A 23228-nucleotide genomic window follows, 5' to 3' on the forward strand; every position below is an offset into this window, starting at 1 on the left:
TCTTTTCAATCAGCTAAACGAGTGTTGGCTGGACTGGAAGCGATGAGAATGATTAAAAAAGGACAGACTTTGCAAGGGGAGAAGTCTGTCAAAAAACAAATCAAGTTAATCAATCAACTCTTCGGTCTCACCGCAAAGTAGTAGATTTCATTAGGAATCTACACTGCTATTTCTAATCTACATATTATTTGCACCAGAACCCTTTTGGTTCTTCCAACTTTCATATTCACTTTTAAAAGCACGTTCCATTTTCTTCATCGAGTATTGAATGGAAACACTTTGTTTAAATTTCTGATACGGCTTTGATTTTTTCATATGCTGAATTCTTTTTTGTTCTTTATCGTATACTTTCATTTCTTGTAAAAAAGCGTTCCCCATCCTTTTATAAAGGTCGTTTATTTTATTCGTTTTATAGTCTTCATACAACTTTTTATCTTGCTTACCTTCTCCATATGCTTTCTTAAAAACTTGAACTTCCTTATCTAATTTTTGAAGAAACTGTTCATAATCTTTTTTATGATGTTGTTGGATGTATCTTCTACTTAGTTCATCTATTTGAGGCTTTAATGGCTGAATTGTATTGTATCCATATTGCCACTGTCTTTTATCCTGTGGTAACTGTTTATAGATTTGGAGAAACAGTGGTTTCAAATGACCATTTCGCCAGTTAAAAGTAGAATCTTCTTTTTTCCCTGCTACCATATTGTTACGAATCAGATCATTAATTTGCTTCTTTTCTAACTTTCGATCTAACAAATTGTTTACGACTTTCCCCTTCATTGCATCCAATGTTTTGGGCTTTCTTTTGCCTCTCTCTCTTGTTGGAAAGGGTTCAACTGTTGCGACATGAATGTGAATATTATCCGTATTGAAATGGATGGCTGCCGACCAAATCGAACTTTTTTCTATCCCCTCCCGTTTTTGCATTTCCTTCATCGCAAGTCTTGTGACATCCATTAACTTTTTTTCATCCAGTGTTTTGGTTCTTGCATCATATATGCCTTGTTCTTCGAGCCAAGGATTATGAAAAGAGATCACATCTTGCCACATAATGCTTCCATTTTCATGAGCGGTTTTGAACATTTCCTTTAAGGATTTTTTTCACTTTCTGTTAATCGGTTTGAGTGTTCCGTAAAAAGAGCTGAAGTCTTTTCTGAATCCCCCATGTAATCTTGATACAGTTCAAACATTTTTTGATTAAGCTTCACTTCACTTTTCGCTTCCTCCCGATCAACGTATTCAATATAGTTTTGAAATGCATCGGAATTTGGCAAAACAAATTTTATTTTTAACACAACACCAGGCGTTACTGAAGATGGAACAGGAGCCGTATTACTCATGTTCATCATCCTGCATCATCATTTGGATAAACGTATTCATTTTTTGCATTTCGTTATAACAATCATTCATTACATGGATGTTTTTTTGTATCAGATTTTCTAACTCCATTTCTCTTTTATTTTGTTGCTGAAAAAATGCAATCATTTCTATTTGACCTTTTAAAAATTGCTGCCTTGATAATCCTTTTTTCTTTGCCATCTCATCTATTTTCTTTACGACAATTGGATCTACTTCTCTAATTCTTATTTCCACTTTTCCCTCTCCTTTCTGCAAATCCGGGTAGAGAACAAAAAATAGTGAGAAGAGCATAAGGGGTTTTTGTTCCCACCTAGGGTGTGAAGCTAGGCAAAGCCTAGCAAAACGATGGGAACAAGAAAAGTAACCAAAAGTACACTCAAGGTACACCTAAAAACCACGAAAGTACATTCAAGGTACACTACACTTTTTTCATAAACGCTCTACATCTTTGGCCTTCTCATCTAATTTTTTAATCTTTTCTTTCACTTGACCTTGCTCCCATTTGTATAGCTCAACCTTCTCTTTTGACTGGTTAATATTCGTTTCTTTTGAATTGATTTTTGCATCTGTTTCCATTTCTTCTGTTTCCGTTTGGTACTTAGAATCGTTCTTCCATTCCGTGATTTGCTTTTGCCATTCTGTTTGCTTAGACGTTTCTTGTTTCATGGCTTCATCATATTGTTTTACTTTTTCTTTTAATATTTTTTGTTCCATACCGATAAATACTTTTGCATACGAGCCTTTACTTTTTTGTGTAATGCCCTCTTCTATTTCCGTTTTCTTTTGATCGGAGAAGAATGATTTTAAGAATGTTTGCTTTTCATCTTCCTTTGAAGTTTCCTTTTCTTCTTCATTCTTTTGTTTTGTCTCTACTGTTACATCTCGATTATTTTTTTCAAATACATCAAGCGCAACTGCCTGCCATTTTGGAGATAATTCTTTCACTTGTACAACCATATTTTCATCATCTTGATACACAACTTTTACTGGTAATTGAAGGTCTGGATTTGCTTTTTCCTGTGCCTGGAACTGATATTGTTCTCCATCTCCTCCCTCTACACGAAGAAACATTTCTATTGTATGAGAAGCTGGATCATACGCTCTTTTCTCTATTGTCATGGTTCGATTTCCCAATAACGCAACCGACTTTTTCAGCTCTGTATGATAGACTGGTTCTTCATAAGGTAAATATAATTTCGAAGTGAAAAAACCGAAAAAACCAACAAACATAAATCCTACAATTAATCCATATATCCATGACTTTTTACGTCTTAAATTCACACCATTATTTACAACTTCCATTTACTGAACACCTCGCTTTTTTAAGATGTAATGATCTGAACCGCTAATTCTTCTACATTGGTTACTTGCCAACTCTCTTGATTTTTTTGCACCGTTACTTTCATAACATTCTTCGTTTTATCTGTTGTCCCATTCGCTCCAATGGTTACGGTATTTTGAAATTCTGCGATCACTTCTACCTGAGAGGCACCAATCTTATAAGCCTGTAAGTATAACTTCATATCAGATGGCTTTGATACGTATGTGTCCTCCATTTCGAATGTATCCGTTGGATAAAAGAGCTGAAACACTTCTTCCTTCATCAATTTTTTCGCTTGTTCTCTTCGTTCCTCATATCCTTGTTTTTCTCGATGAAAGGATAACTGAATAAACTTCTCGACTGCTGAAAGATACGATTGTCGCTCTTGTTCTTGTTCCGAAGGAAGAGTTTCCTTCACTTTCTTTTTCAGTTCTTCATTTTCAGTTTGTAACACCTGGTTACGAACTTTTAATTGCTTTACATCACCCGTTTCATCGTTACGAGAATACAAAAAGATGTTTAAAAAAGTAACGCCTGCAATGACAATTGCAAGCGTTACAAACCAGACTTTTCTTTTATCTTTTTCATTCGTTTCACTCACTGATTCTGCCTCCTTAACTTGTAATCTCTTATCCAGTTTTGTTATCATTTTAGTAACGTCTCACATGTCCTTTAAAGACTCGACTCCAATATGCATCCGATAGATTTTCAATTGAAACTCCTTTATTTGTTTGACAACCAATGAATGTATTCTGGTCAATGACAATCCCAACATGACCATCATGTTTATACGTATCAAAGAAAATAACATCACCAGCTTTCATCTCCATTGGTGAAATTTGTGTACCAATTTTATTCAAAGTTTCTGTACTCACCAGTCCCACAGAACCCACATTCATTCCGACCTGCTCAAATGCCCAGCGGACAAAACTTGAACAATCAAATATACCTACAGCAATTTCAGATTGTTTTCGGCCGCCACCAAATACATACGTAGAACGTCCAATCCATTGACGCCCTACATCAGCAACTTGCGAGCCAGAAGAACCGCCTCCAGTACTTCCCCCACCGCCATTTACTGGTACGCCAGGTATATAGTATTTCAGCACCGCATCAACATACAAGGCGTCGCCATAACACGCGCCGTAAGGGATCATTTCAGGTCTTACACAACGATACATACCCGTATGTTTTACTTTCTGATAGGTTTCTGCGGAGAACTGAATGGCTAATTCTTTTGTGTATTTCCCACCGTTTTTTGTAATAAAATCAAAGAATCCCGTTCCAAAGTTGTAGGCCTGCAAAGCGGTTTTTATGTGATCCATATCACCTGGTCCCGTTACACCCGCTCGCTCAATCGCATGCTTAAATTCCTGTACTCCCGCCCAAATGGAGTAATCAGGATCTGTAATACAGTTGGGTGCTTTACAGTATTTTGTGTTATACGCACCTTCAGAAGATTGCATGGGATCCAGCCCACGTCCACCACTCTCTTGTTGCATCTGAGCTAACATCAGAGGGACAAACGCTTCTACGCTAAATTCCTGCGCATACTTCCGAATGGTAGGTTCCCATTTCAACACTTCAGCCGAAACATTTGCTGTCCCCATACCACCTTGTGGGTATGTAATATCCCCTTGTTTTTTATTCCCTTCCCTTCCATTCCACCAATCAGTGTCATTGTAGCTCCTATAAGAAAGGTTCCAAGGAGAAAAAGTAGACTAAGAGCAATCACAATGAGCCACTTTTTCGGAATGATCTTCAGTACAAGATGCATGAATTATGCCCCTCCTCCAAACAACGCTAACTCTTCTTCTGTTACATCGACTTTAAATAAAATGTTCTTCACAGCACTGATGCATAAGAGAACATCTCCTGTTGATAAAAACGGTATTTCATTCAGTTCACTTGTACTGATTTGTCCCGCAAACACTCGTCGTAACTACAGCATTCGATTTTTTATTATCAACAATAAGCAGTTTATATAAGCTTTATATATAAGTCTTATATAAACTGCTTATTACATAAATATTGATATAAAATTGATATGTTAAAGGTATAAACCCTTTTATAAAAGGGTTTTATTATACGTTGTATAAATAAAATGTATATATACAACGTATGTAAAATTTGTTATTTAATATGTGAGTTTCATGTTAACGTATAGTGCTGTTTTTTTGGGAATACGTTTACCCAATATAGTAATGATAGTGAAATCTATTCTATTAAAAGTCTAGAATGTGAATCACATGAAATATAAGATTAATACATTATATATACGCCGTATATATACGCTGTATAAATGAAACCTTGTAAAATGAAGGGTTTTCTAAAAAAAGGATTTATAAGTTCTATATATACGTTTTATATATAACGACTTGATATACGCCTTATAATGATGTACTATGTTTCTAGGAATAATTAACCAATGGTTTAAGGGGGGGGAAACTTGAACGAGGTTTTAAGCGGAAAGTATCAAACGATAAAATTTACAGATGAAGTAGTAAACATGTTCGCAGATATTCTTGAACAAGACGAGATACTATATAATGTATTTCTATACATAGGAAACATCGTTAATAAACAATTTCAAGAAACCAAATACATGAGGGGCATATCAATTAATGAAATAGTAGAAAATGTAGTCATAGATAGGAGAGTAAAGAAAACAAAAGGCAAATCTTATTCATTAGAAGTTGAACGCACCAATATATCAAGACGTTCAGCTGAAATAAGTGTTAGTACATTATCATCAATGTCTTTAATCTATGAAAAGGCTATGCACCCGTATAAATTTTTAATCTCAACTTATAGAGGACAACAAGTACTTATTGAGTTAGGGAAAAGAAAAAAAGTAAATAAGGAGAGATAAAATAATGGCGAAAAATTTCTTGAAGAATGAAGTAGCAGTTAAGATGACGATGGTTGGTTTTGGTCAGGCTGGTACTAGAATGGTAGATAAATTTGCTGAATATAAACATACAGATGGAACATCAGTATATAACTGCTTAGCATTAAACAGTAATGATGGAGATCTAGCAGAACTAAAAAATGTACCAAAAAGCAACCAAGTGTCACTTAAATTAGGTGGTTTAGGTAAAAATCCTGAGCGTGCAGTAAAGGTGCTTGATTCAAATGATGAGGCAAAAGAAAAATTAAAAGAATTTATCACGGAACGTGTAAGACCATCCGATGAACTTGTGTTATTCTTTGCAGGCCTAGGTGGAGGAACAGGAACTTCTACAATCATTAAGGCGATTGAAGAGTTTTCTGCTTTTCATAACAAGCCTGTAATTAGACAAGAATTACAAAAAGTTGCACAACAATACCCTATGGCAGAGATAAAAGCAAATCAAGCAAAATTTGCAAGAATCGCTTTTGAAAACGCTATTGAGCGTAAAGATTTTATTAAAATGGGGATTGTTGTAACACTTCCAGTAAGAGCAGATGGCCCGGATGTACTAAGGCAAGTAAATAAATTTTCTCAGGAGATTTGGAAATTAGCTAATGATAAATCCAAAGGTGTAGCATTTGTAGTATTTGCTGATAATCAGCACTTTTATGATGAATTTAAAGAGCTAAATGAGAATGAGAAAAAAGGTATTGCCAATGCACGTGATTATGCAAATCAACGCATTAGTGAAATTATTCATGAATTAAATACAGCTGCAAATGGTTCTGGAACATCTGTAATACTTGATTCTCAAGACTTTAAACGTATTTTACTTGAGAAAACAGGTTGTTTAGTAATTAATAAGATTTCACGTAATATGAACCAGATTGAAAATAGCCATGCAATTGTAGAAATGTTTCAAGAATCATTAAGTGGAAGCTCTTTCCATCATCCAATTGATTTGATGAAAAAGAATAACGATGGTTCTGTTGAGGCATCAAAAGTGCATCATTTTGGTATGCTTGCTATCCTAGATGAACAAAAAAACATTGATGATTCCTTCATGGATGATGCTAAAGTAGAAGTTTCAAATAATTTACCTATAAACGGTACTGTTTTTAATGGATATTTAGTAAGTAAGAATGATTTCTTGGGAAGTGTATATACGTTTTATAAAACTGATGCATTACCATCAAGATTATCTAAGGGATTAGTTGAAGAATTTAATGAATTTAAAGAGAAGCAAAGTCAAATTCAGTACAAAAAGTCTCAAATTAGTACGATAGAAAGTATAGATGAGGATGAGGACTTAGGTTTTGCCTTTGGTGATTTTATTGATATGGGTAGTGACGAAGAAAATACAGAAGCTGGAGCCAATGAAGATGCTGAATTAGCGGACTTTTTAGATCCAGATAAGATGTTTGGTACTACAAAATAACAAAAAGTCTGGAGCTCGCTCCAGACTTTTTGTTATTCCACCGTCGTATTCACGAGAGATTTCATATAATCAATGATATTATCATGTATGTACTGCTCAATAAAGAGTTGTTTTTTAGCTAAATCTTCTTCTTTTTTAAACCATCCTACCTTTTTAATACGTTCGTCATCAGGTTTACTATTCCAGAGGCCTTCTGCTTGCTTTCTTAATTCCTGGCGTGCTCTATGTTCAATAATGAAATTATCTAGTCTTTCTTGACGATGACGTATCTTTAAAGCTTCTGCATCTTCAGGTTGTGGTAGCCGTTTTAATATATTTCCTATCTTCTCCTCATACTGAGATTCAATATTTTTTATTTTTTCTTCTATCTGCTTATTCACCATTTTTTCAATGATTTCTGCAGTTGCTTGAAGGTTTAATTGGGTAGATACTTCATTTGTTTGATTCTCTAGTGGTACTGGTCTTAAATCAAATTGATGTGGTAAAAGTTCAATAATAGCATCTAAAGACCACTTCTCATCTCTTTTTTGCTTTACAAAAAGAGCGATTTCAAGGTCTAAAGTATTATAGAGCTTTTCGTTTGTGTTATTGGTTCTTAAAGTTTCATGTAGCCCTTTTTCTTCTAAAATATTGAACCAATTATACACTGTATTATGGTGACGACCGACTAATTTAGAGAATTCTGTTATCCGCCATGCCTTCTCAAAAACATTATCGTTTAATATATCATCATCGTTTTTTTGATGGTCTCGTGAATCGCTTTTTTGATCAATCATTGTCCTACCTCCTTGAAAAATCCTCAAATACACACTTGAATTGAAATTAACATGTTAATAGTTATTTCGATGATATCAATGTAAATACCTATCAATTTAGGTATTTACATGAAATATGAGATTAACATATAACCAAGAGTGTATTAACAAAACATTGACTATAAATCTACAATTTGTTAAAAGTATTAATGTTTTGTTAACTAAAAACATATAAATATCAATGTTATATTAATGATAATAAGTATATTTTGTGCTAGAAATATGGCTTATAGTTGCCATGAGATTAACATATTATATTGCTTATTATTAATGATAAGGAAATATAAGTGTTTTGTAAACAAATTATGAGGATATAATGACTGTGTACTGTGGAAAATGAGAAAAGCAGGTTATTAAATTCCAATTTCAATGTATAAAAAGATACAAGAAGGTAACACTACTAATGTGATGATGCTAGTAGCTTAATAAAATACTAGTAAGTTAATGATCCTTTAATCCTTTAAATAGAGTTAATATTTATCTAGCCCTGTTATTTTTAGTATTGAATTCATTGTTTATTTGTATTTTGTCATGATATAGAATTTAGTTGGTTTAATGAATCTAATTTACCAAGAATAAGCTTATATAAAGCGCACAAAATATTATGCTTATGCACAGATAAGTGCTTATATGTAATTGAGTATAGATATTGTTTAGCTTATAGTGCGAACTTAACTGTTGTTTATAGGATGATTTAAATAAATTAGAGGGATTGAGATTGACATGTTAGATACTTGGGCTCTCTATTATTTTAAACACCCTTAAAAACAGACATTAACATGAAATATGAAATTGACATGTAATGAAGAGTAAATCAACAAGACACTACTATAAAAACAAAATATATTATCATTGTTAATGTTATATCAACCAAGGCTACATGCACATCAATATAACATTAATGATAGTGAGCTTATTTTGCATTAGTAAAACGACTTAAAGTTACTATGAGATTAACAAAACAATCTGTACAGATGTATAAAAAGAAAAATAGAGGTTTATACATAAAATATGATGATATTAAAACTTTGTAATAACATTAAGATGGATACAGATTGCTACGCTGCTAATACAGTATTCTTCCTGGGTGATATTAATCGTTAAGTATGTCTTACCACAATAAAAAACAATCGATCCAGTGCTTCTAGAATCTGTCATTGATACGTTAGATGTAAAAATTCATAAATAGTATATTCGTGTATGGGTAAGCATTTTTACGCAATTGAGTACTAAATGTTATTTAGCCTGTGGATTGAATGGTACTTTTGTATATAACTTAGGTTCATCAGAGGGAATGGCATTAACATGAAATATGAAATTGATATGTAATAGAGCAGATATTGACAAGACATTAACTATAGTGATGCAAGCCTCTTTAGTTGTTGATGTTATATCAATTATAAATATATAAATATCGATGTTTTCGTTCTGTGGAGATTATATACAGTTAACTCTTGAGTTTTCATTAAAATTGAAAGTGATTCAAAACAGTATTTGATAATGATTTTTACGTTTTATAGTTTATTTAAACAAATAGAAGTAATCTACCAGAGGTTATTTGTAGAGAATGGTTAATACTTTTTTATTTAGTGAATTATTTATAGAGTATCTGTGAATGTGTTTTCTTTTTTACAACTATATATATTTTACAAGGGGCTATTCGTTTTTATAGTTTTTTCAATCAGTACTAATGGCCTATGACTTATTACGAGTTGAGAGGAATATCCTTCTATTAATAAATGCATTAACTTTATATCAATATTAGTTTAATGCATTTAGTTACTGTTGATATAAAATTAACATTTTTATCTTTGTTTTCGTTAACATGTTAATGTCTGTTGATATGTTAATGTCTGTTGATATGTTAATGCTAACCATCGTACTGTAATCAGTAAAATTGTTTACAAGACATTGATATTTTGTGAATTATTTCTCACTTAACACCTTTGTTTTTTTGAAGTGAAGGTTTCTTGGAAAATAGATATTTATATTTGTAAGCTATTAATATTTATTTTCTCCAATCGTATGTGTAAATATAACCGATTAGTTGAAGAATTTTGTGTATTAGAGATTGAAAAAAATATAATTTGTTTACATAATAATTATTATGATTTATTTCCAATGAATAAACTCAGTATCTAAACTTATAATTTACATACTTAAGGTGGATGTAATTGAGAGAGACACGCATCGCGCAAGACTTTATAGCGCCAGTAGAAACAGCGTACTTTGTAGAAGTGAGAAGAACTAAATGGGCGGATCAATACAAACGTGAACACTTAATTCCGAAACAAGCATACTTAGATAACGGATGGTGATGGGAATACGGATGCGGAATCCCATAATATAAAGAAGATACAATTGATATTGGAGATATGGTGTATTGCGAGAAGTGCAAGGAGAAATCCGAAATTGAAATTAAAAATCCATTTTTCTTGGGCTTTTTAAACTCCTTTACTAAGGAAAAAATTGAACTAATTGCTACAAATGTAAAAAGAATAAGGCGTATTCTATCTGGCATTTTCAACACTCCTAATATTTCGATTACGTTCATTATATTATGATTTTTAAATGTAGTAAGAGTTTTTAATATTAATTAAGTGAAAATTAAGAATAATTTCGACGAAATAATCTTTTGAATAGAAAGCGTGAAATAACAATGGGGCTAGAGAGCTGGACTGAAAAATATTAGTACGGTTCGCAAATGCGGACCGAAAGCGAAAATATGTATATATTGTGGAAAGGAATGTGTTCGAATTGGACCATGATATATCCAGAAAGAAGGAGTTAAAAATCTAACAATTCGTGAGTGGGATTGCCTTTCTTGTGGTACACATCACGATAGAGATAGGAATGCAGCAATTCGTCTCTTAACCGTAGGAACTACGGGGATAGCCCTAATTCATTAGAGTTCGATAGAACTCTGTACTTAGCTTAGGAATCTCCCACTTCAAACAGCCTGTAAGGATGTTAAGTGGTGAGTAGTTCAAATATGGAACCTAACTTCATTTGGGGCAGACTTCACCTGTAAGCGAAGTTGTCTTTTTTTCATCATATGCATGGTTTCAACGCCACTCAATATAGAAGTGGCTGTTTCATATGACTTGAATCCTAACATAGAACGCACACGTTTCTTAATATACATTATTAGGGAGACATAAATCATAAACAAGGAAGAGGAATGGTTAAATGGCAACAATTTGCCAGTATGCCGGAACAATTTGTTGGTATCAGATCTATCATTAAGGAGAATGCGAGAGTGCCACGCCCTATTGCTACGCAAGACGTTCAAGAACGAATGGAAATCCGTCTATTAACTTCATTACTAACCGAAGAGGAGATACTAATTACATACTATGAGGATGGTTACAGATGTTCCGAATAAGAGAGCCCACTACGGTGCGCCAGCGCCCCCTTTAGGGGTGGGGGTGGGAGTGTCAATAATCAAAACACTTAAACGTACCATTCTTAGCCAACGGTATATGTGACAATTAATTTGTTAAAATCTAAGAGGTTATTCAACATTCACTCCGAACTTCTTAAAAAGAAAAAGTCGTGGCCATACAAATGCTCACGACTTTTTCCTTAATAATAAAGATCACTTTAATTGTGTGACATAGCTTTCTTCCCATATCCCAATCCTTGAAATTGCTCAAAGATAATAAAATCATAAATATAACCTTGCAAATCATTTTCTGGAGATTTTTGTGCAAGCCAAATCATTCCAACCACATTTTGATTATGGAAGATAGAAAATAAGTAATCTCCTAATATATTAATGATTTTATTTTCTAGTTACAAAGTGTTCTATTTAAACTTATTGTTCCCCTGTTCAATCATTAAACTTAATATTTTTCTAAGTTATGCATATATTTATATGAAGTCTAAATTATCCCAAGTAAAAAACTAATTTTGTAATAAAATCTAATATAAAGATATATCTTATATATATTTAAAATATAAAGATAAAACTTATATAGGACGAGTAAATAGGGAAGAGCTCTTACTGTAACAAGGACTCTAGACATACCATAGCGTAAAAAATCAGAAATAGTAGTATTTAACAACGGAAAAGTAGGCATAATATTGATATAAAAACTACAAATAATCATAAACAAAATCATGTATTTCTACATAAAAAACGAAACAAATTAATACATTATTGAGCATGTTTATTCAAGTGCTTAATTACGTATTAATCTACTTTATTTCCACAATTTTATTTTATTTACCCACAACCAATTCACATTAGGTACTAAGTCATTAACATAATCCAGATTTATCACATAACTCACACAAATATTGATGATTTTTGATAGATAAGTTACTAGAATACCTTTATATCAGTAAATATAGTATTATATTATTCACATTCGACTATATTTATCTACTTATACACAAAATTTAACTTTTTTCTTGCGATTATTTGTAGATATTTGAGTGCACTAAGGCAGTTCATAACGTGTTTATATGAAAGTATGTGTGGAAATTTAGTTAGTTACAGTACAGTTGTTGTATAAGAGTGCATAAAAAAAGACTCTATTATTAATAGAATCGGGTAAGGGTGACTGTTATAAAGAATCAGTGCAAGGCTTTCAAATTACAGAACCAACACGAATAGCCCTCTACTTTTAATTTTTTCAAAAATAGAGAGCGGAGTATTGTTAATTGGTTTCTATTACTTCAAGTACTTGTTCAGCTGTTGTTACTTGAATACCAGCGCGTATTAACTTTTCAAAGGCACGCATAAATGTAATCAAATTGAAGCCATGTGGTACTTCAATAACGCGAAGTGTTTCTTTAGGTAATCTATCTATCTTTTCAATGAACAATTCGCGAACATCACTAGGAATAAAGCGCTCTTTATGTCCTCTTGCTTTTAGGAGTTCACGTATTTCTATTTCTAAAGCCATATAAGCATTTAGATTTGTACCTTGTTCATAGGCGTACTTTCTAAACAACGTTTCTTCTTGATACTTTAGATAGTTGCGGTGATATGATTCCTCTGTAACAGGTACAGCAAATTTGTATTTTAGTAATTCATACGTTTTACGGAACAACTTTTTGATGTTTCGAAGAGAGTACATAGAGAAATGCAATCCGAAATCAAATACAGCTTGTTCTTTTTGCTCTTTTGGTACATGTTGTGTAATAAGAGGATAGATACCTTCCTTAGCTGCTGTATCAAGAATTTGATATTGTGATGTTTGATTTAATAGTTTCTTCAATGTATATACTAATTTATTTGGATATTCTTCATTACGATCTATCATGTCACGCAAGCTATGAATTACACTACGAATTTGTCGGTGGCATGTATATTTAAGTACATGAATAAACTTATTCATGTCTTTTGTAAATTCACCAATATTCATATCTTGTAGAACAGATTCAATAAAACGAGCTTTACGAGCATACGTAACCTTTGGGGTGAATGGATCGCGATACTGTACTTCTCCTGCTTCTTTTGTACATAAGAAATCCGTATGTAAGGAGAGATATAAAGTCGTATATCTTTTTTTATTATTAACCCCTTTTTGTAATTTGCAAATTTTGAATAGGGGAGTTCCTGTACATGGTAATGCAGTTGTTAATTCTGCCATAACCGCGCGTATTTGATGCGGGTATTTCTTATGTAAAAAGCGGTACATCCCACCAAAATGAGTTTTATTTCCTCTTTCATCCTGTTTGTCTAAGGAACGTTTTAGTGTCGTTTCTCTGTGCTGTTGCATAGCAATGTCCAAGAATAGTTTCTTAGCTGCAACTGACAGCTCAAAGAAAGCCTTTGTAAATACCACTGGGCTAATATAAACATAAGGGTTTGCCTTTTCAGTTTCTTCATTCATAAAATGAGTTAGCTTAATGGTATATCGGCCATCTAATTCCTTTTCAATCGTGACAATGTTATGTAGACTTAATTTTTTTAATGCAATATAGAATTGAGAATGCTGTATATAAGCAAACTCTTCTTTATATTGCTTGTAATCTTCCCACATCATATGTACTGTTACATTTGGAATGACCCCATTTGTGTAACATTTCTTGTGTAGGTATAAGAAGACTTCTAAATCGGCGTTTGTAATACCATATAATTTATGTTTTCTTCCCATTGTTTCAGAAACAGCAGACAGGGTACGACGGGAAAAAGATGGTTTCGCTTGTTCTACAAAGCCATCTACATCTGCAACACGTTCTTCATATGCCATTTGATCCAGTAAATCTTCAAGGTATGTATCTTTATAGCTGTAGTATTTCTCTTCGAAAGTTTCAACAAGTTTTTGCCAAGACTTCAGTGTTACTAATACTGCATTTGTAGCTTGTCCATTTAGACCACGTTGGTTATGAATAATAAATGATTTTTCCATCTTTTTCACCTCCTACCTGTAAACTCAGAAATATATGCCAGGATACTATAAAATATACCAATTTTGATTATAGCAAATCGAAAAATGTTGAAACATGCTCCTTTAAGAGGAATTTTTCTAATATGAAACACTTTATAAAGCCAGTTGCCACAAGGGATACAAGAATTTCTTTAAAAAAATTTGTGTCAAAGATATGGGAAAAAGTGTTTCATATATTAGTTTCATGAAAATATTGATGAAACAACGTCATAACCATTGGTATAAAAGGATTTGATGGTGATGTGATACATTTTTAGGTCAAGGATATAGCAAAAGTGTTTCATGTTTATCTATAAGTCATTTATTGTGGGAATTTATATTAAATGTAGTAATACAAAGGTTTATAGGAGTGATAGAAAGAATTTTAGGTCAAGGATATGGCAAAAAAAAAATTGTGTTTCAAAATTTAAATGGTCAAGGATATGGCAAAAGTGTTTCATGTTTGATGTGAAACAAGAGAAATAGAGAAATTGAACTAATCCTTTGGTACATAAGGGTTTATGAGCGTTTCTTATATATTGAATGGTCAAGGATATGGCAAAAATGTTTCAAGATAGTCCAGAAGCTGTTTTTAGACAAAGAAGGATAAAACGTTGATATATAAGGAGTTGTGGGATGTTGAGAAAATTTTAAAATCATGTAATTAAAATAAAAAAACATTAACTATTGTTTCATTTTTCAAGTTATTGGTTAAGGATATGGCAAAAGTGTTTCAAGTTTATGTTTCAAATACCAATGAATGAATCTAACGCTTGTACTGTATTGAGACTATGCATTCTTGAGCTTGTATAAGAGTAGGGAAGGGAAATAAAAAGGAAAAAAGTGTTTCATGTTTATAACAAAGGTTCACAATATGTTCAAAAGTGTTACATACATTAATTTCATGAGAGCAATTGATGGCACATTGAGAAGTAATGTATAATAAATGTTATTTCATTCGTACAAACAATAAAAAAGTGTTTCATAATTTGTGTACATATAAAAGAACTGGAAAAGGTCTTACATCTATATATATAATATGTGTAATATATGAGATATAAAAGCATTAGTTTGTTTGAAAGGGATTTATGAAGACAAAGAAGGAAGGAGTGACAAAGTGGAGCGATTAGTACAATTGTTTACAGATGCTTTGTTAATATCTGAACCCTTATATGGAAACAATAAAGCAATTTGGGATAAATGGACTTCTTTTTGTGCAGATGTAGAAAAAGATAATAGTAAGGTCGTAACTTCTCAATATATTTCACCATCTTTTTCAGCTCTAATATCATGGCTGAGTAAAAAGAATGAAAAGGGAATCACGTCACTACAAATTGCTATTAAGTTGAATCAGTATAAGGATGAAATTCATTCAGAAATAGAACATCTTTTAGCAGATGAGTTCAAGAATGATAAAAAACATGAACTAAATGATGAAACAATCATTCATGTAGAAAAAAATGAAGATGGCACAGAGGATAAAGAGTATTTTGAGGTCAATAATTCCGCAGTTTATTTTAAGTTACGTGACGGAATTTCTAAGAATCATTTTGAAGAGGATTCAAATATGGGGGTAAAGTCTTATCCAATTGAAACAAAGGATAGTAATGCTATTGCCCAACTATCTTCACATAGGGATGAAGATTTGAAGCTTATTAAAGATGATGAGGCCTCACGATGGAATACTTTAGTTAATGATGTAATGAGCAATATGGATGATTTAACGGCGGATGTATTAGATTCAATCACTATACAATGGTTAGCTCAGGCGCAGTCACCTGATGAATTTATTGAATTTTCATATGAGCAAGTATTAGATATGTGTAATGTACCAAAAAAGAAGGTAAGTAAAGGATCCTACTATAGACCTGAAGACAAAATTAAGGTTGCGAAGAGGATTGCTGCGCTAGCAAGCATTTTTATATATTTAAATGATGATAATGAAGTAGTAGTTTTAAATGATGAAAACGAACATGATGAGGAATATAAAGTAAAGAGGGAAGTAATTAAAAGGTTATTTGTTTTAGATTCAGTTGTATTATGGAGACATAATACAACAAATGAGTATATGGGTATTGAATCTTGTCGAATTAAACCAGGAAGCTTTTTGGCAAGTTATTTATATGGCTCAAATAATACTACAGCTTTATTATCTAAAAAGGCACTTGAATATAATAGTTATCGCCATAAATATCATAAACGCTTAATTCGTTATTTAACATGGCAGTGGAGAATCCGTCAAATTTATTCAACCTTAAAGCGACCATACTCCATCGGGGGAGATAAAGGATTATTAGCTGTCATGGGGATTCCGCTTACTTGGAAACCAAGTCGCATTCGAGAACATTTAGAGAACGTTCTCACTGACTTAGAAAGAGAGAAAGTAATTTCTAATTGGGAGTATTCGACTAAATTAGATGAAGAACGTTTAAGTAAGAAAAACTGGTTTAAGGATTATTGGATAAATTTAAATATTACTATTCTTCCACCAGAAGAATTAATTACGTCTATGTACAATTTACCAAAGAAAAAAATATTAGAAGTAGAAAGTAATAATGGAACAACAATAGAATATAGTGAAAAAAATAAAGATGTTATTGATATGCCACGAGTAAAAATTAGTAAAGAGCCTGATATTTTTGATGAAGATGCTGTTCGAGAAAAGATACTAAGACGACATAAAGTTGATAATATTAGTATACGGGAATTAGCAAAAGAAATAAAAATATCTGCACCTACATTATCGAGATTTTGTAACAAGCAAACTAAACGTTTATCTGCGAATGCAGTTGAAAAGATGTCTAAATGGTATAAGAGACAAATGATTTTAGAAAAGATGTAATAGTCAAATGGAAATTTATAAGCATGTAATAAGAGCCTATTTTATTGTGAATATAAAATAGGCTCTTTGATTAATTATCTACTTTTGTTTTATATAGGATTGAACTTTATTTTTTTAGATTTAAATTGTGGAATATCATTCTGTCTCTTGAAAAAAATGTGAAAAAGCATCTGAGAGGTTTTTTAATGTGGATTGAGGGGCAATATTATTGACTGCATTTAACCCAATCATATCCAGTTGCTTCTTTAATTGAGTGAGCTCGGCAGAGTAAGAAGGATAGGTTAATCCTTTTCCTATTTCTTTGTAGGTATCATTCCAACGAGCAAGAAAATGGTTAAATACAAAGCGACTATACACGATTGTCTTAGCAATTAATATTTTTGTTTCTTATTTGGAGAGATACGGAATTGATATGCCCTATTTACTAACATGGGTTGCACTTCACTTCTTAGTAGGATGACTACAGTATACAAAAAAACTACGCCTATCGACATTCATCTCCCACCTAAAATAGGTGTTTCACACCTCCACACTTTTAAGGAAGGAGCCTTAGGTCGGAACATGATAAAGAGAAATTGGTTTACAAGCACTTTTAGTATGAACGGGAGTTGTTAGAGATGCTAAAGTTCTATATCCCAAAAATCATGATAATCAATGTTCTTATCAAATTTTCTCAGTGTTTTAATTATTTTAGTTGCAGATGTTAATGTAGGAACACGATCCTTTTTATTTGCTAAATCACTTATTAATGATTTGCTTAATCCAGTTTTTTGTACTAACCATTGTTGTTTAATTCCCCGATGATCCAAATAGTTGCCAAACTGGGTTCTCCTTTTTCCAAGTCCAAACATGCATCGTCCCTCCAAATGGATAATATCATGTTAACAGTTTGTACAAAATTCCATAAAAACAAACCTTTGTTCATAAATATGGAATTATATTTTGTAATGAATAATAGACTAATATAAAGAAAATCAAAAAAAGTGTAATAATTTTTGAGAATATAGCATTCATAGTAATAGCTACAAGTTGCTGATACACTATTCTAATGGCAACTTGTTGCAAAACATATTCCTAAAAAGTAAGAAGCTTATACCCATTGATATATAAGGGATTAAGCTTCTTTTTTCTTTCTAGATAAGTGTAGCGATACATTTAAAAGGTAAACCAGTGAAAATCGAAATTTGTTGTAAATGATAGGAGAAAGAAAGATGGAAATGCTATTCCCCCTAAATATAAAGAAAGCAGAAAGCATCTGCTTAGATTCTTTTCAATGGACTATACGTTGACATAATTCATTAATGAATGAATGGCATTGAGTCCAACTTGTTGATACACCTGTGGGATGTTTTTCTTTTTAAATTCATGAATAGGACGAACCTAAAAAGATGAATAAGGACCTTAATTTTTGAGAGGAGATACAGGAAGGCTTACATGAATTGTCGTTCCTTTACCTACTTCACTTTCAATAAATATCTTTCCGTAGTGCTTTTCAATAATTTTATAACAGATCATTAACCCTAAACCGATACCGTTTTCTTTTATACTATAAAAGGGCTCTCCTAGATAAGGTATACGGTCTTGTGGAATTCCACATCCGTGATCAATAAATCGAATGTTTACCTCATGCTTATCAGGCGCATGTTCGATTTGAATCCAAATTTCTCCCCACCTCGGCGTCGCTTCAATGGCATTTTTTAAAATATTCATAAACACTTGCTTTAATTGATTTCCTTCACAAAGTATAAATGAAGTGTCAGATGTGAACTCAGTTGTAATTTGTATGTTATTCATCATTGCTTCGGGCTGAAGTATCATTACAACTTGTTTAATTAATATATTAAGGTCGTTAGTTTTAAATTCTAATGCTTGAGGCTTTGCTAACGCCATGAATTCATTAGTAATACTACTTATTCGTTCAACCTCTGATAAAACAATATCTATATAATGCTCATTTTTCTTATTTTCTGGTGACTTTAGTAAATGCATAAATCCTTTTATTGCTGTTAAAGGATTATTAATTTCATGGGCAATTGCAGTAGCTAATTGACCTACTACAGCAAGTTTTTCGGATTTTCGTAATAATTCCTCTGTTTTTAAACGTTCAGTGATATCTCGAGAGATACTCAAGAAAACGTTTTTGCCATTCAAGTTAAAAACACGGACACTTAACTCAGTTGTTATTGTTTTTCCCGTCGGAAAAATGTATTCATCTTGTAAAGTGAAAGAGGTCTGTCCATCTCTAATTCTCTCGAATAGCCTTGTGAGCATTGGAGAATCTTGCGGAACAGCACAAGGAAATGGCATGGAGAGAAGCTCTTCTCTACTGCATCCAAATCTTTTACATCCTACAGGATTTACTTCAATAAACTGAGTTGGAATCTTCTTCTCATTCAGCTCTACTACATATACTGCATCAGTCGCTTGTTCAATTAGCGCACGGTACTTCATTTCACTGTCCCTTAACTGCCGATGTAATTGATGTAGTTCTCTTTCTGCTTGCTTCCTTTCAGAAATGTCTCTACAAATTCCTGATAAAGCAATTACATTGCCTCTTAAATCTAGAATGGGCGAAACCGTCAAGCTTACGTCAATGAGAGTTTTGTCTTTTCGTTGTCTAACTGTTTCTAACTGAGTAATAACAGGATCTTTTGTATTCGTATTTTTAACATGTTTAATATTTTCTAAAGTTTGATCCATTAAAAAATCAGGCACGCAAGGTAATTTTTTTCCTAAAATTGCTTTCTCTGACCAACCAAATATCTTTTCATAAGCTTTATTGGCTTGTATCATATGTCCGTCTAAATCAAATATAGTGATAGCATCTATATTGTGATTAACAAACGATTCCAGCCGTTCTTTAGTCAGCCTTAATTCATCTTCCGCATTTTTTCTTTTAGTTATATCAACAGTAGAACCAACCACCTCAATAACCGTTCCCCTTTTTTTAACAGGCCTAAGAGAGAATAGTATAATAGTTTGATCATCTGGCCATGGTAGTTCGAAAGTGATTGATTCACCGTTCCATGCCTGTTGATAGTGTTTTAGTAGTCGAGGAATTAAATGGAATGGAACAATAGAAGAATCTATCATAAGTAAGCTTTTCCCTACTACTTGTTCAGAGTGAAATCCATGTTCATAAAATAATTGGCCATCACACAAAGTATGAATAAAGTGCCCATTTACTTTTTTAAATTTAAAAATGCCACCTTGCAATTCATGTACGGTATCTCTTAACTCTTGTTTCGATTCTAGTAATGTTTCATTCACTTTAGCTAAATTTTGTGATAAACCATATAATTTTTGATAGGACTCCATAAGAAAAATACCGATTAATAGTCCAGAAGATATAAATATAGTACCTTGAATATCAAGAAGTACAAGTGGTGTAGAAGAAAAAAAGAATCCAAATACCAAGTGGATTATAGCTATATAGACAGCTAGATAAAGAAAGATACACTTAAAAGGATGAATATTTTTTAGATATGTTTTAAATATATTATATATAGTGGCTATTCCGAAGGTAGCTATCAAAGCTGGCCCCCAATCACCACCAAGGTAGAAAATGCGCATAAATAAAATAAACGTTAACGTAATCCAGCCGGCTGCACGGCCAAAATAAATAAATGAAATTATAAGAGGAACTACTCGAAGGTCATAGAACATTCCCATGTATTGAAAATTAAAAAACATTAAAATAGCGGCTAAAATACCTGCACATATTCCTCCAAATAGATGGTTTAATTTAGTATTAATATCCAGTATAAATACTCGGGTAAATATAGCTGAACTCATTAGGAAAGCAAAAATAGATAGGTTAATGAAAAATTCTTTGAAAAGCATGTGATATTCCTCCTTTAACTGTATGTATTCGACAAAAAGTGAGGAAATCCTACAAAGATAGCAATTATAAGATTGAAAATTCGGAATAATAAGATAGGGTGTCGGTATTTCGTTACAAGAAATTATTATAATCTATACATATGTGTATTATGTAATTTAAAAAAGAAGCTTTGGAAAGAAATGTTTTGGTCAAGAAGTTTTTGTTTGATTACTACAGGTGGATCACCACTAGACGTAGTAAAGAAATATATTGAAAATCAAGGCGAAAAGTGAGGTGTAGAAAATGTTGAAAGCATACAAATATCGTATCTATCCAAATAAAGAACAACGAATGTTTTTTGCAAAAACTTTCTGATGTGTTCGGTTTGTATATAACAAGATGCTTGCTGATAGAATCGAATCTTATCAAGAATCACAAGATAAACCTGATAAATCTATCAAATATCCTACTCCTGCACAGTATAAAGCTGATTTTCCGTTTCTAAAAGAAGTTGATAGCCTTGCGTTAGCGAATGCCCAAATGAATTTGAACAAAGCATATGCTAACTTTTTTCGTGATAAATCCGTTGGATTCCCAAAATTCAAAAGTAAGAAAGATAACCACCGTAGTTATACAACAAATAACCAAAAAGGAACAGTTTGCATTGAGAACGGTTATATCAAGCTACCAAAATTAAAGACACTGGTAAAGATTAAACAACATAGACAATTCTTTGGATTCATAAAGTCCGTTACAGTTTCTCAAACGCCTACTGGTAAGTACTTTGTATCGGCTTTGGTAGAAGAAAATGAACAACTATTCCCGAAAATCGACACAAAAGTTGGTGTTGACGTAGGATTGAAAGACTTCGCGATACTGTCTAATGGTATAAAATATGAAAACCCTAAATGGTTGAGAAAGCTTGAAAAAAGATTAGCCTTTCTGCAACGCTCTTTATCACGCAAAAAGAAAGGTTCAAACAATCGAAACAAAGTTAGGTTACAAGTCGCAAGACTTCATGAGAAGGTTGCTAATCAACGTAATGACTTTCTTCACAAGATAAGTAATGAAATCACAAACGAAAATCAAGTAATTGTGATTGAGGACTTGAAAGTGAAGAATATGTAAAGAAATCACAAGTTAGCCAAAGCAATCAGCGAAGTATCTTGGTCTAAATTCAGAGACTATCTTGACTATAAAGCAATATGGAAAGGGCGTGATTTGATAATCGCACCTAAGAATTATGCAAGTAGTCAACTATGTTCTGGCTGTGGCTATAAAAACAAGGAAGTCAAGAGTCTAAACCTTAGAGAATGGACTTGTCCTGAATGTAATAGTCATCATGATAGAGATGTAAACGCAAGTATCAACTTACTAAAACTAGCCATGTAATTGGTATTTTCTTTAGGGGCAGGGACTGCCCTTATAGCTTGGTAAATATAGATAGCTAATAAAAGTATCTACTTCCCAAGAAGCCCCCACTTCAAACAGTCCGTAAGGACGTTAAGTGGCGGGTAGTTCACAGAACTTAATGATAAAAATTCATTAGGGATATTGCATATAGAGTTGGCTAAATGTTATGTAGAAGAAGAGGAATTTAAACAAGGTTGTGAGCATTTCAAAAAAGGAATTTTATCTCTTGGTGTTCATAAAACATTAACTCCTTCAAAAGTATATAGTTCTTAATTGTTATTGACTTTGCCAGGAATGCTTCCACTTCAAGCTTGTGAATAGCATTTCAGTTGGGAAATTATAAGAGAAAACCCTAAAAAACATAAAGTGGAAGACTGTTTATCAGTCTTCCACTTTATGTTTTTTAGGGGCAGCATTATCATTAGATATGCGCTTTTAGGAATTACTTAGTGAAGAAATTATTTTTAAAAGTCTATTAGAGTATAACAGAAATAAACTAGTTGTTTTCATGAAATATTGCATATTAAAATGTATTGATATAAATGCAATTGATTACTATAATAGGGGTACAAATATTCGTTATATTTATATAATGTAATTAAACGGGAGGTATGTAACATGGAAATCGCAATGGCTGTTTTAAAATTTGTAGGTGGAGTACTTCCATTAGTACAAGAGCTTTTAAAAGCATTCATGTAAGTTTATATTTCATACCAATGATTTGAGACCAGTGCATAAGTACTTTGTAAATCATTAGTATGAACAGATTGTAGAAAAGAAGCAGAATTACAAGCGCAATAGCAATTAAAAAAGCACTCATTCGAGTGCTTTTTGATTGTATAGTAATACTTTAATACTCTATAATTAACTTTGGGGAAGGTAATGTGAGAGTATTAGACATAGTCTTAGCATTATCTTTTATTTGATAAACCATAAAATTG

General features: G+C 32.4%; 13 protein-coding genes and 10 pseudogenes. 10 read left to right on the plus strand and 13 right to left on the minus strand.

Features of this window, described 5'->3' with window-relative positions:
- Window positions 1-141: pseudogene (locus tag AAIE21_RS24985) on the plus strand (IS6 family transposase); the annotation flags it as partial.
- Between the two features lie 36 nt (window positions 142-177).
- On the opposite strand, the pseudogene mobP2 reads toward AAIE21_RS24985, so the two are convergent.
- From mobP2 to AAIE21_RS25015, 6 genes and pseudogenes are all read right to left on the minus strand, one after another.
- Window positions 178-1340, minus strand: a pseudogene (mobP2, locus tag AAIE21_RS24990) (MobP2 family relaxase).
- Complete coding sequence (locus tag AAIE21_RS24995; RefSeq protein WP_343269231.1) at window positions 1333-1593, minus strand: hypothetical protein; 261 nt, start codon at window positions 1591-1593, stop codon at window positions 1333-1335. Before AAIE21_RS24995 ends, mobP2 begins: the two are co-directional and overlap by 8 nt.
- 195 nt (window positions 1594-1788) lie before the next feature.
- Complete coding sequence (locus tag AAIE21_RS25000) at window positions 1789-2661, minus strand: hypothetical protein (RefSeq protein ID WP_343269232.1); 873 nt, start codon at window positions 2659-2661, stop codon at window positions 1789-1791.
- A 20-nt stretch (window positions 2662-2681) separates the two neighbouring features.
- Complete coding sequence (locus AAIE21_RS25005) at window positions 2682-3281, minus strand: MerR family transcriptional regulator (RefSeq protein WP_343269233.1); 600 nt, start codon at window positions 3279-3281, stop codon at window positions 2682-2684.
- Window positions 3282-3330: 49 nt separating this feature from the next.
- Window positions 3331-4457 (minus strand): annotated as a pseudogene (locus tag AAIE21_RS25010) (bifunctional lytic transglycosylase/C40 family peptidase).
- A 3-nt stretch (window positions 4458-4460) separates the two neighbouring features.
- Window positions 4461-4613 carry a hypothetical protein gene (locus AAIE21_RS25015; RefSeq protein WP_343269234.1) on the minus strand — a complete coding sequence of 51 codons (153 nt, stop codon included), beginning with the start codon at window positions 4611-4613 and terminating at the stop codon, window positions 4461-4463.
- Window positions 4614-5129: 516 nt separating this feature from the next.
- On the opposite strand from AAIE21_RS25015, the gene AAIE21_RS25020 reads away from it, so the two are divergent.
- Both AAIE21_RS25020 and AAIE21_RS25025 read left to right on the plus strand, forming a co-directional pair.
- A complete protein-coding gene (locus tag AAIE21_RS25020; RefSeq protein ID WP_343269235.1) occupies window positions 5130-5552 on the plus strand; it encodes a hypothetical protein in 423 nt (140 codons plus the stop codon).
- Window positions 5553-5556: 4 nt separating this feature from the next.
- Window positions 5557-7011 carry an FtsZ/tubulin family protein gene (locus AAIE21_RS25025; RefSeq protein ID WP_343269236.1) on the plus strand — a complete coding sequence of 485 codons (1455 nt, stop codon included), beginning with the start codon at window positions 5557-5559 and terminating at the stop codon, window positions 7009-7011.
- A 32-nt stretch (window positions 7012-7043) separates the two neighbouring features.
- On the opposite strand, the gene AAIE21_RS25030 is transcribed toward AAIE21_RS25025, so the two are convergent.
- Complete coding sequence (locus AAIE21_RS25030) at window positions 7044-7787, minus strand: MerR family transcriptional regulator (RefSeq protein WP_343269237.1); 744 nt, start codon at window positions 7785-7787, stop codon at window positions 7044-7046.
- A 2213-nt stretch (window positions 7788-10000) separates the two neighbouring features.
- Between AAIE21_RS25030 and AAIE21_RS25035 the strand changes: the two genes are divergently transcribed.
- Together AAIE21_RS25035 and AAIE21_RS25040 are read left to right on the plus strand one after the other, a co-directional pair.
- On the plus strand, window positions 10001-10144 hold the full coding sequence (locus tag AAIE21_RS25035; RefSeq protein WP_343269274.1) for a deoxyuridine 5'-triphosphate nucleotidohydrolase: 144 nt from the start codon (window positions 10001-10003) through the stop codon (window positions 10142-10144).
- A gap of 456 nt (window positions 10145-10600) precedes the next feature.
- A pseudogene (locus AAIE21_RS25040) lies at window positions 10601-10735 on the plus strand (zinc ribbon domain-containing protein); the annotation flags it as partial.
- A 77-nt stretch (window positions 10736-10812) separates the two neighbouring features.
- Here AAIE21_RS25040 and AAIE21_RS25045 read toward each other — a convergent pair.
- Window positions 10813-10968, minus strand: a pseudogene (locus AAIE21_RS25045) (IS6 family transposase); the annotation flags it as partial.
- A 39-nt stretch (window positions 10969-11007) separates the two neighbouring features.
- Here AAIE21_RS25045 and AAIE21_RS25050 point away from each other — a divergent pair.
- Window positions 11008-11196: pseudogene (locus tag AAIE21_RS25050) on the plus strand (YolD-like family protein); the annotation flags it as partial.
- Window positions 11197-11429: 233 nt separating this feature from the next.
- Here AAIE21_RS25050 and AAIE21_RS25055 read toward each other — a convergent pair.
- Together AAIE21_RS25055 and AAIE21_RS25060 are read right to left on the minus strand one after the other, a co-directional pair.
- Window positions 11430-11609: a GNAT family N-acetyltransferase gene (locus AAIE21_RS25055; RefSeq protein ID WP_481858713.1), complete on the minus strand. Its 180-nt coding sequence runs from the start codon at window positions 11607-11609 to the stop codon at window positions 11430-11432.
- Window positions 11610-12490: 881 nt separating this feature from the next.
- Complete coding sequence (locus AAIE21_RS25060; protein ID WP_343269238.1) at window positions 12491-14191, minus strand: hypothetical protein; 1701 nt, start codon at window positions 14189-14191, stop codon at window positions 12491-12493.
- A gap of 1135 nt (window positions 14192-15326) precedes the next feature.
- Here AAIE21_RS25060 and AAIE21_RS25065 point away from each other — a divergent pair.
- Window positions 15327-17051 carry a helix-turn-helix domain-containing protein gene (locus AAIE21_RS25065; protein ID WP_343269239.1) on the plus strand — a complete coding sequence of 575 codons (1725 nt, stop codon included), beginning with the start codon at window positions 15327-15329 and terminating at the stop codon, window positions 17049-17051.
- A 110-nt stretch (window positions 17052-17161) separates the two neighbouring features.
- On the opposite strand, the pseudogene AAIE21_RS25070 reads toward AAIE21_RS25065, so the two are convergent.
- The 3 genes and pseudogenes from AAIE21_RS25070 to AAIE21_RS25080 form a co-directional block, all read right to left on the minus strand.
- A pseudogene (locus AAIE21_RS25070) lies at window positions 17162-17482 on the minus strand (helix-turn-helix domain-containing protein); the annotation flags it as partial.
- A 189-nt stretch (window positions 17483-17671) separates the two neighbouring features.
- Entirely contained in the window at window positions 17672-17902 is a 231-nt protein-coding gene (locus tag AAIE21_RS25075) for an XRE family transcriptional regulator (protein ID WP_343269240.1), read from the minus strand.
- A 550-nt stretch (window positions 17903-18452) separates the two neighbouring features.
- Entirely contained in the window at window positions 18453-20894 is a 2442-nt protein-coding gene (locus AAIE21_RS25080) for a PAS domain S-box protein (RefSeq protein WP_343269241.1), read from the minus strand.
- Between the two features lie 156 nt (window positions 20895-21050).
- Here AAIE21_RS25080 and AAIE21_RS25085 point away from each other — a divergent pair.
- From AAIE21_RS25085 to AAIE21_RS29690, 3 pseudogenes are all read left to right on the plus strand, one after another.
- Window positions 21051-21167, plus strand: a pseudogene (locus AAIE21_RS25085) (transposase); the annotation flags it as partial.
- A 10-nt stretch (window positions 21168-21177) separates the two neighbouring features.
- Window positions 21178-22266 (plus strand): annotated as a pseudogene (gene tnpB / locus AAIE21_RS25090) (IS200/IS605 family element RNA-guided endonuclease TnpB).
- A gap of 529 nt (window positions 22267-22795) precedes the next feature.
- Window positions 22796-22986: pseudogene (locus AAIE21_RS29690) on the plus strand (hypothetical protein).
- Window positions 22987-23228: the final 242 nt, after the last annotated feature.

It is taken from the genome of Paenibacillus sp. 102 (genome assembly GCF_039549175.1).
GTDB lineage: Bacteria > Bacillota > Bacilli > Bacillales > Bacillaceae_G > Bacillus_A.

Coding starts and splice junctions, on each gene's coding strand:
- AAIE21_RS25000 (WP_343269232.1), bottom strand. CDS start 2,661: ATGGAAGTTGTAAATAATGGTGTGAATTTAAGACGTAAAAAGTCATGG.
- AAIE21_RS25025 (WP_343269236.1), top strand. CDS start 5,557: ATGGCGAAAAATTTCTTGAAGAATGAAGTAGCAGTTAAGATGACGATG.
- AAIE21_RS25030 (WP_343269237.1), bottom strand. CDS start 7,787: ATGATTGATCAAAAAAGCGATTCACGAGACCATCAAAAAAACGATGAT.
- AAIE21_RS25060 (WP_343269238.1), bottom strand. CDS start 14,191: ATGGAAAAATCATTTATTATTCATAACCAACGTGGTCTAAATGGACAA.
- AAIE21_RS25075 (WP_343269240.1), bottom strand. CDS start 17,902: ATGTTTGGACTTGGAAAAAGGAGAACCCAGTTTGGCAACTATTTGGAT.
- AAIE21_RS25080 (WP_343269241.1), bottom strand. CDS start 20,894: ATGCTTTTCAAAGAATTTTTCATTAACCTATCTATTTTTGCTTTCCTA.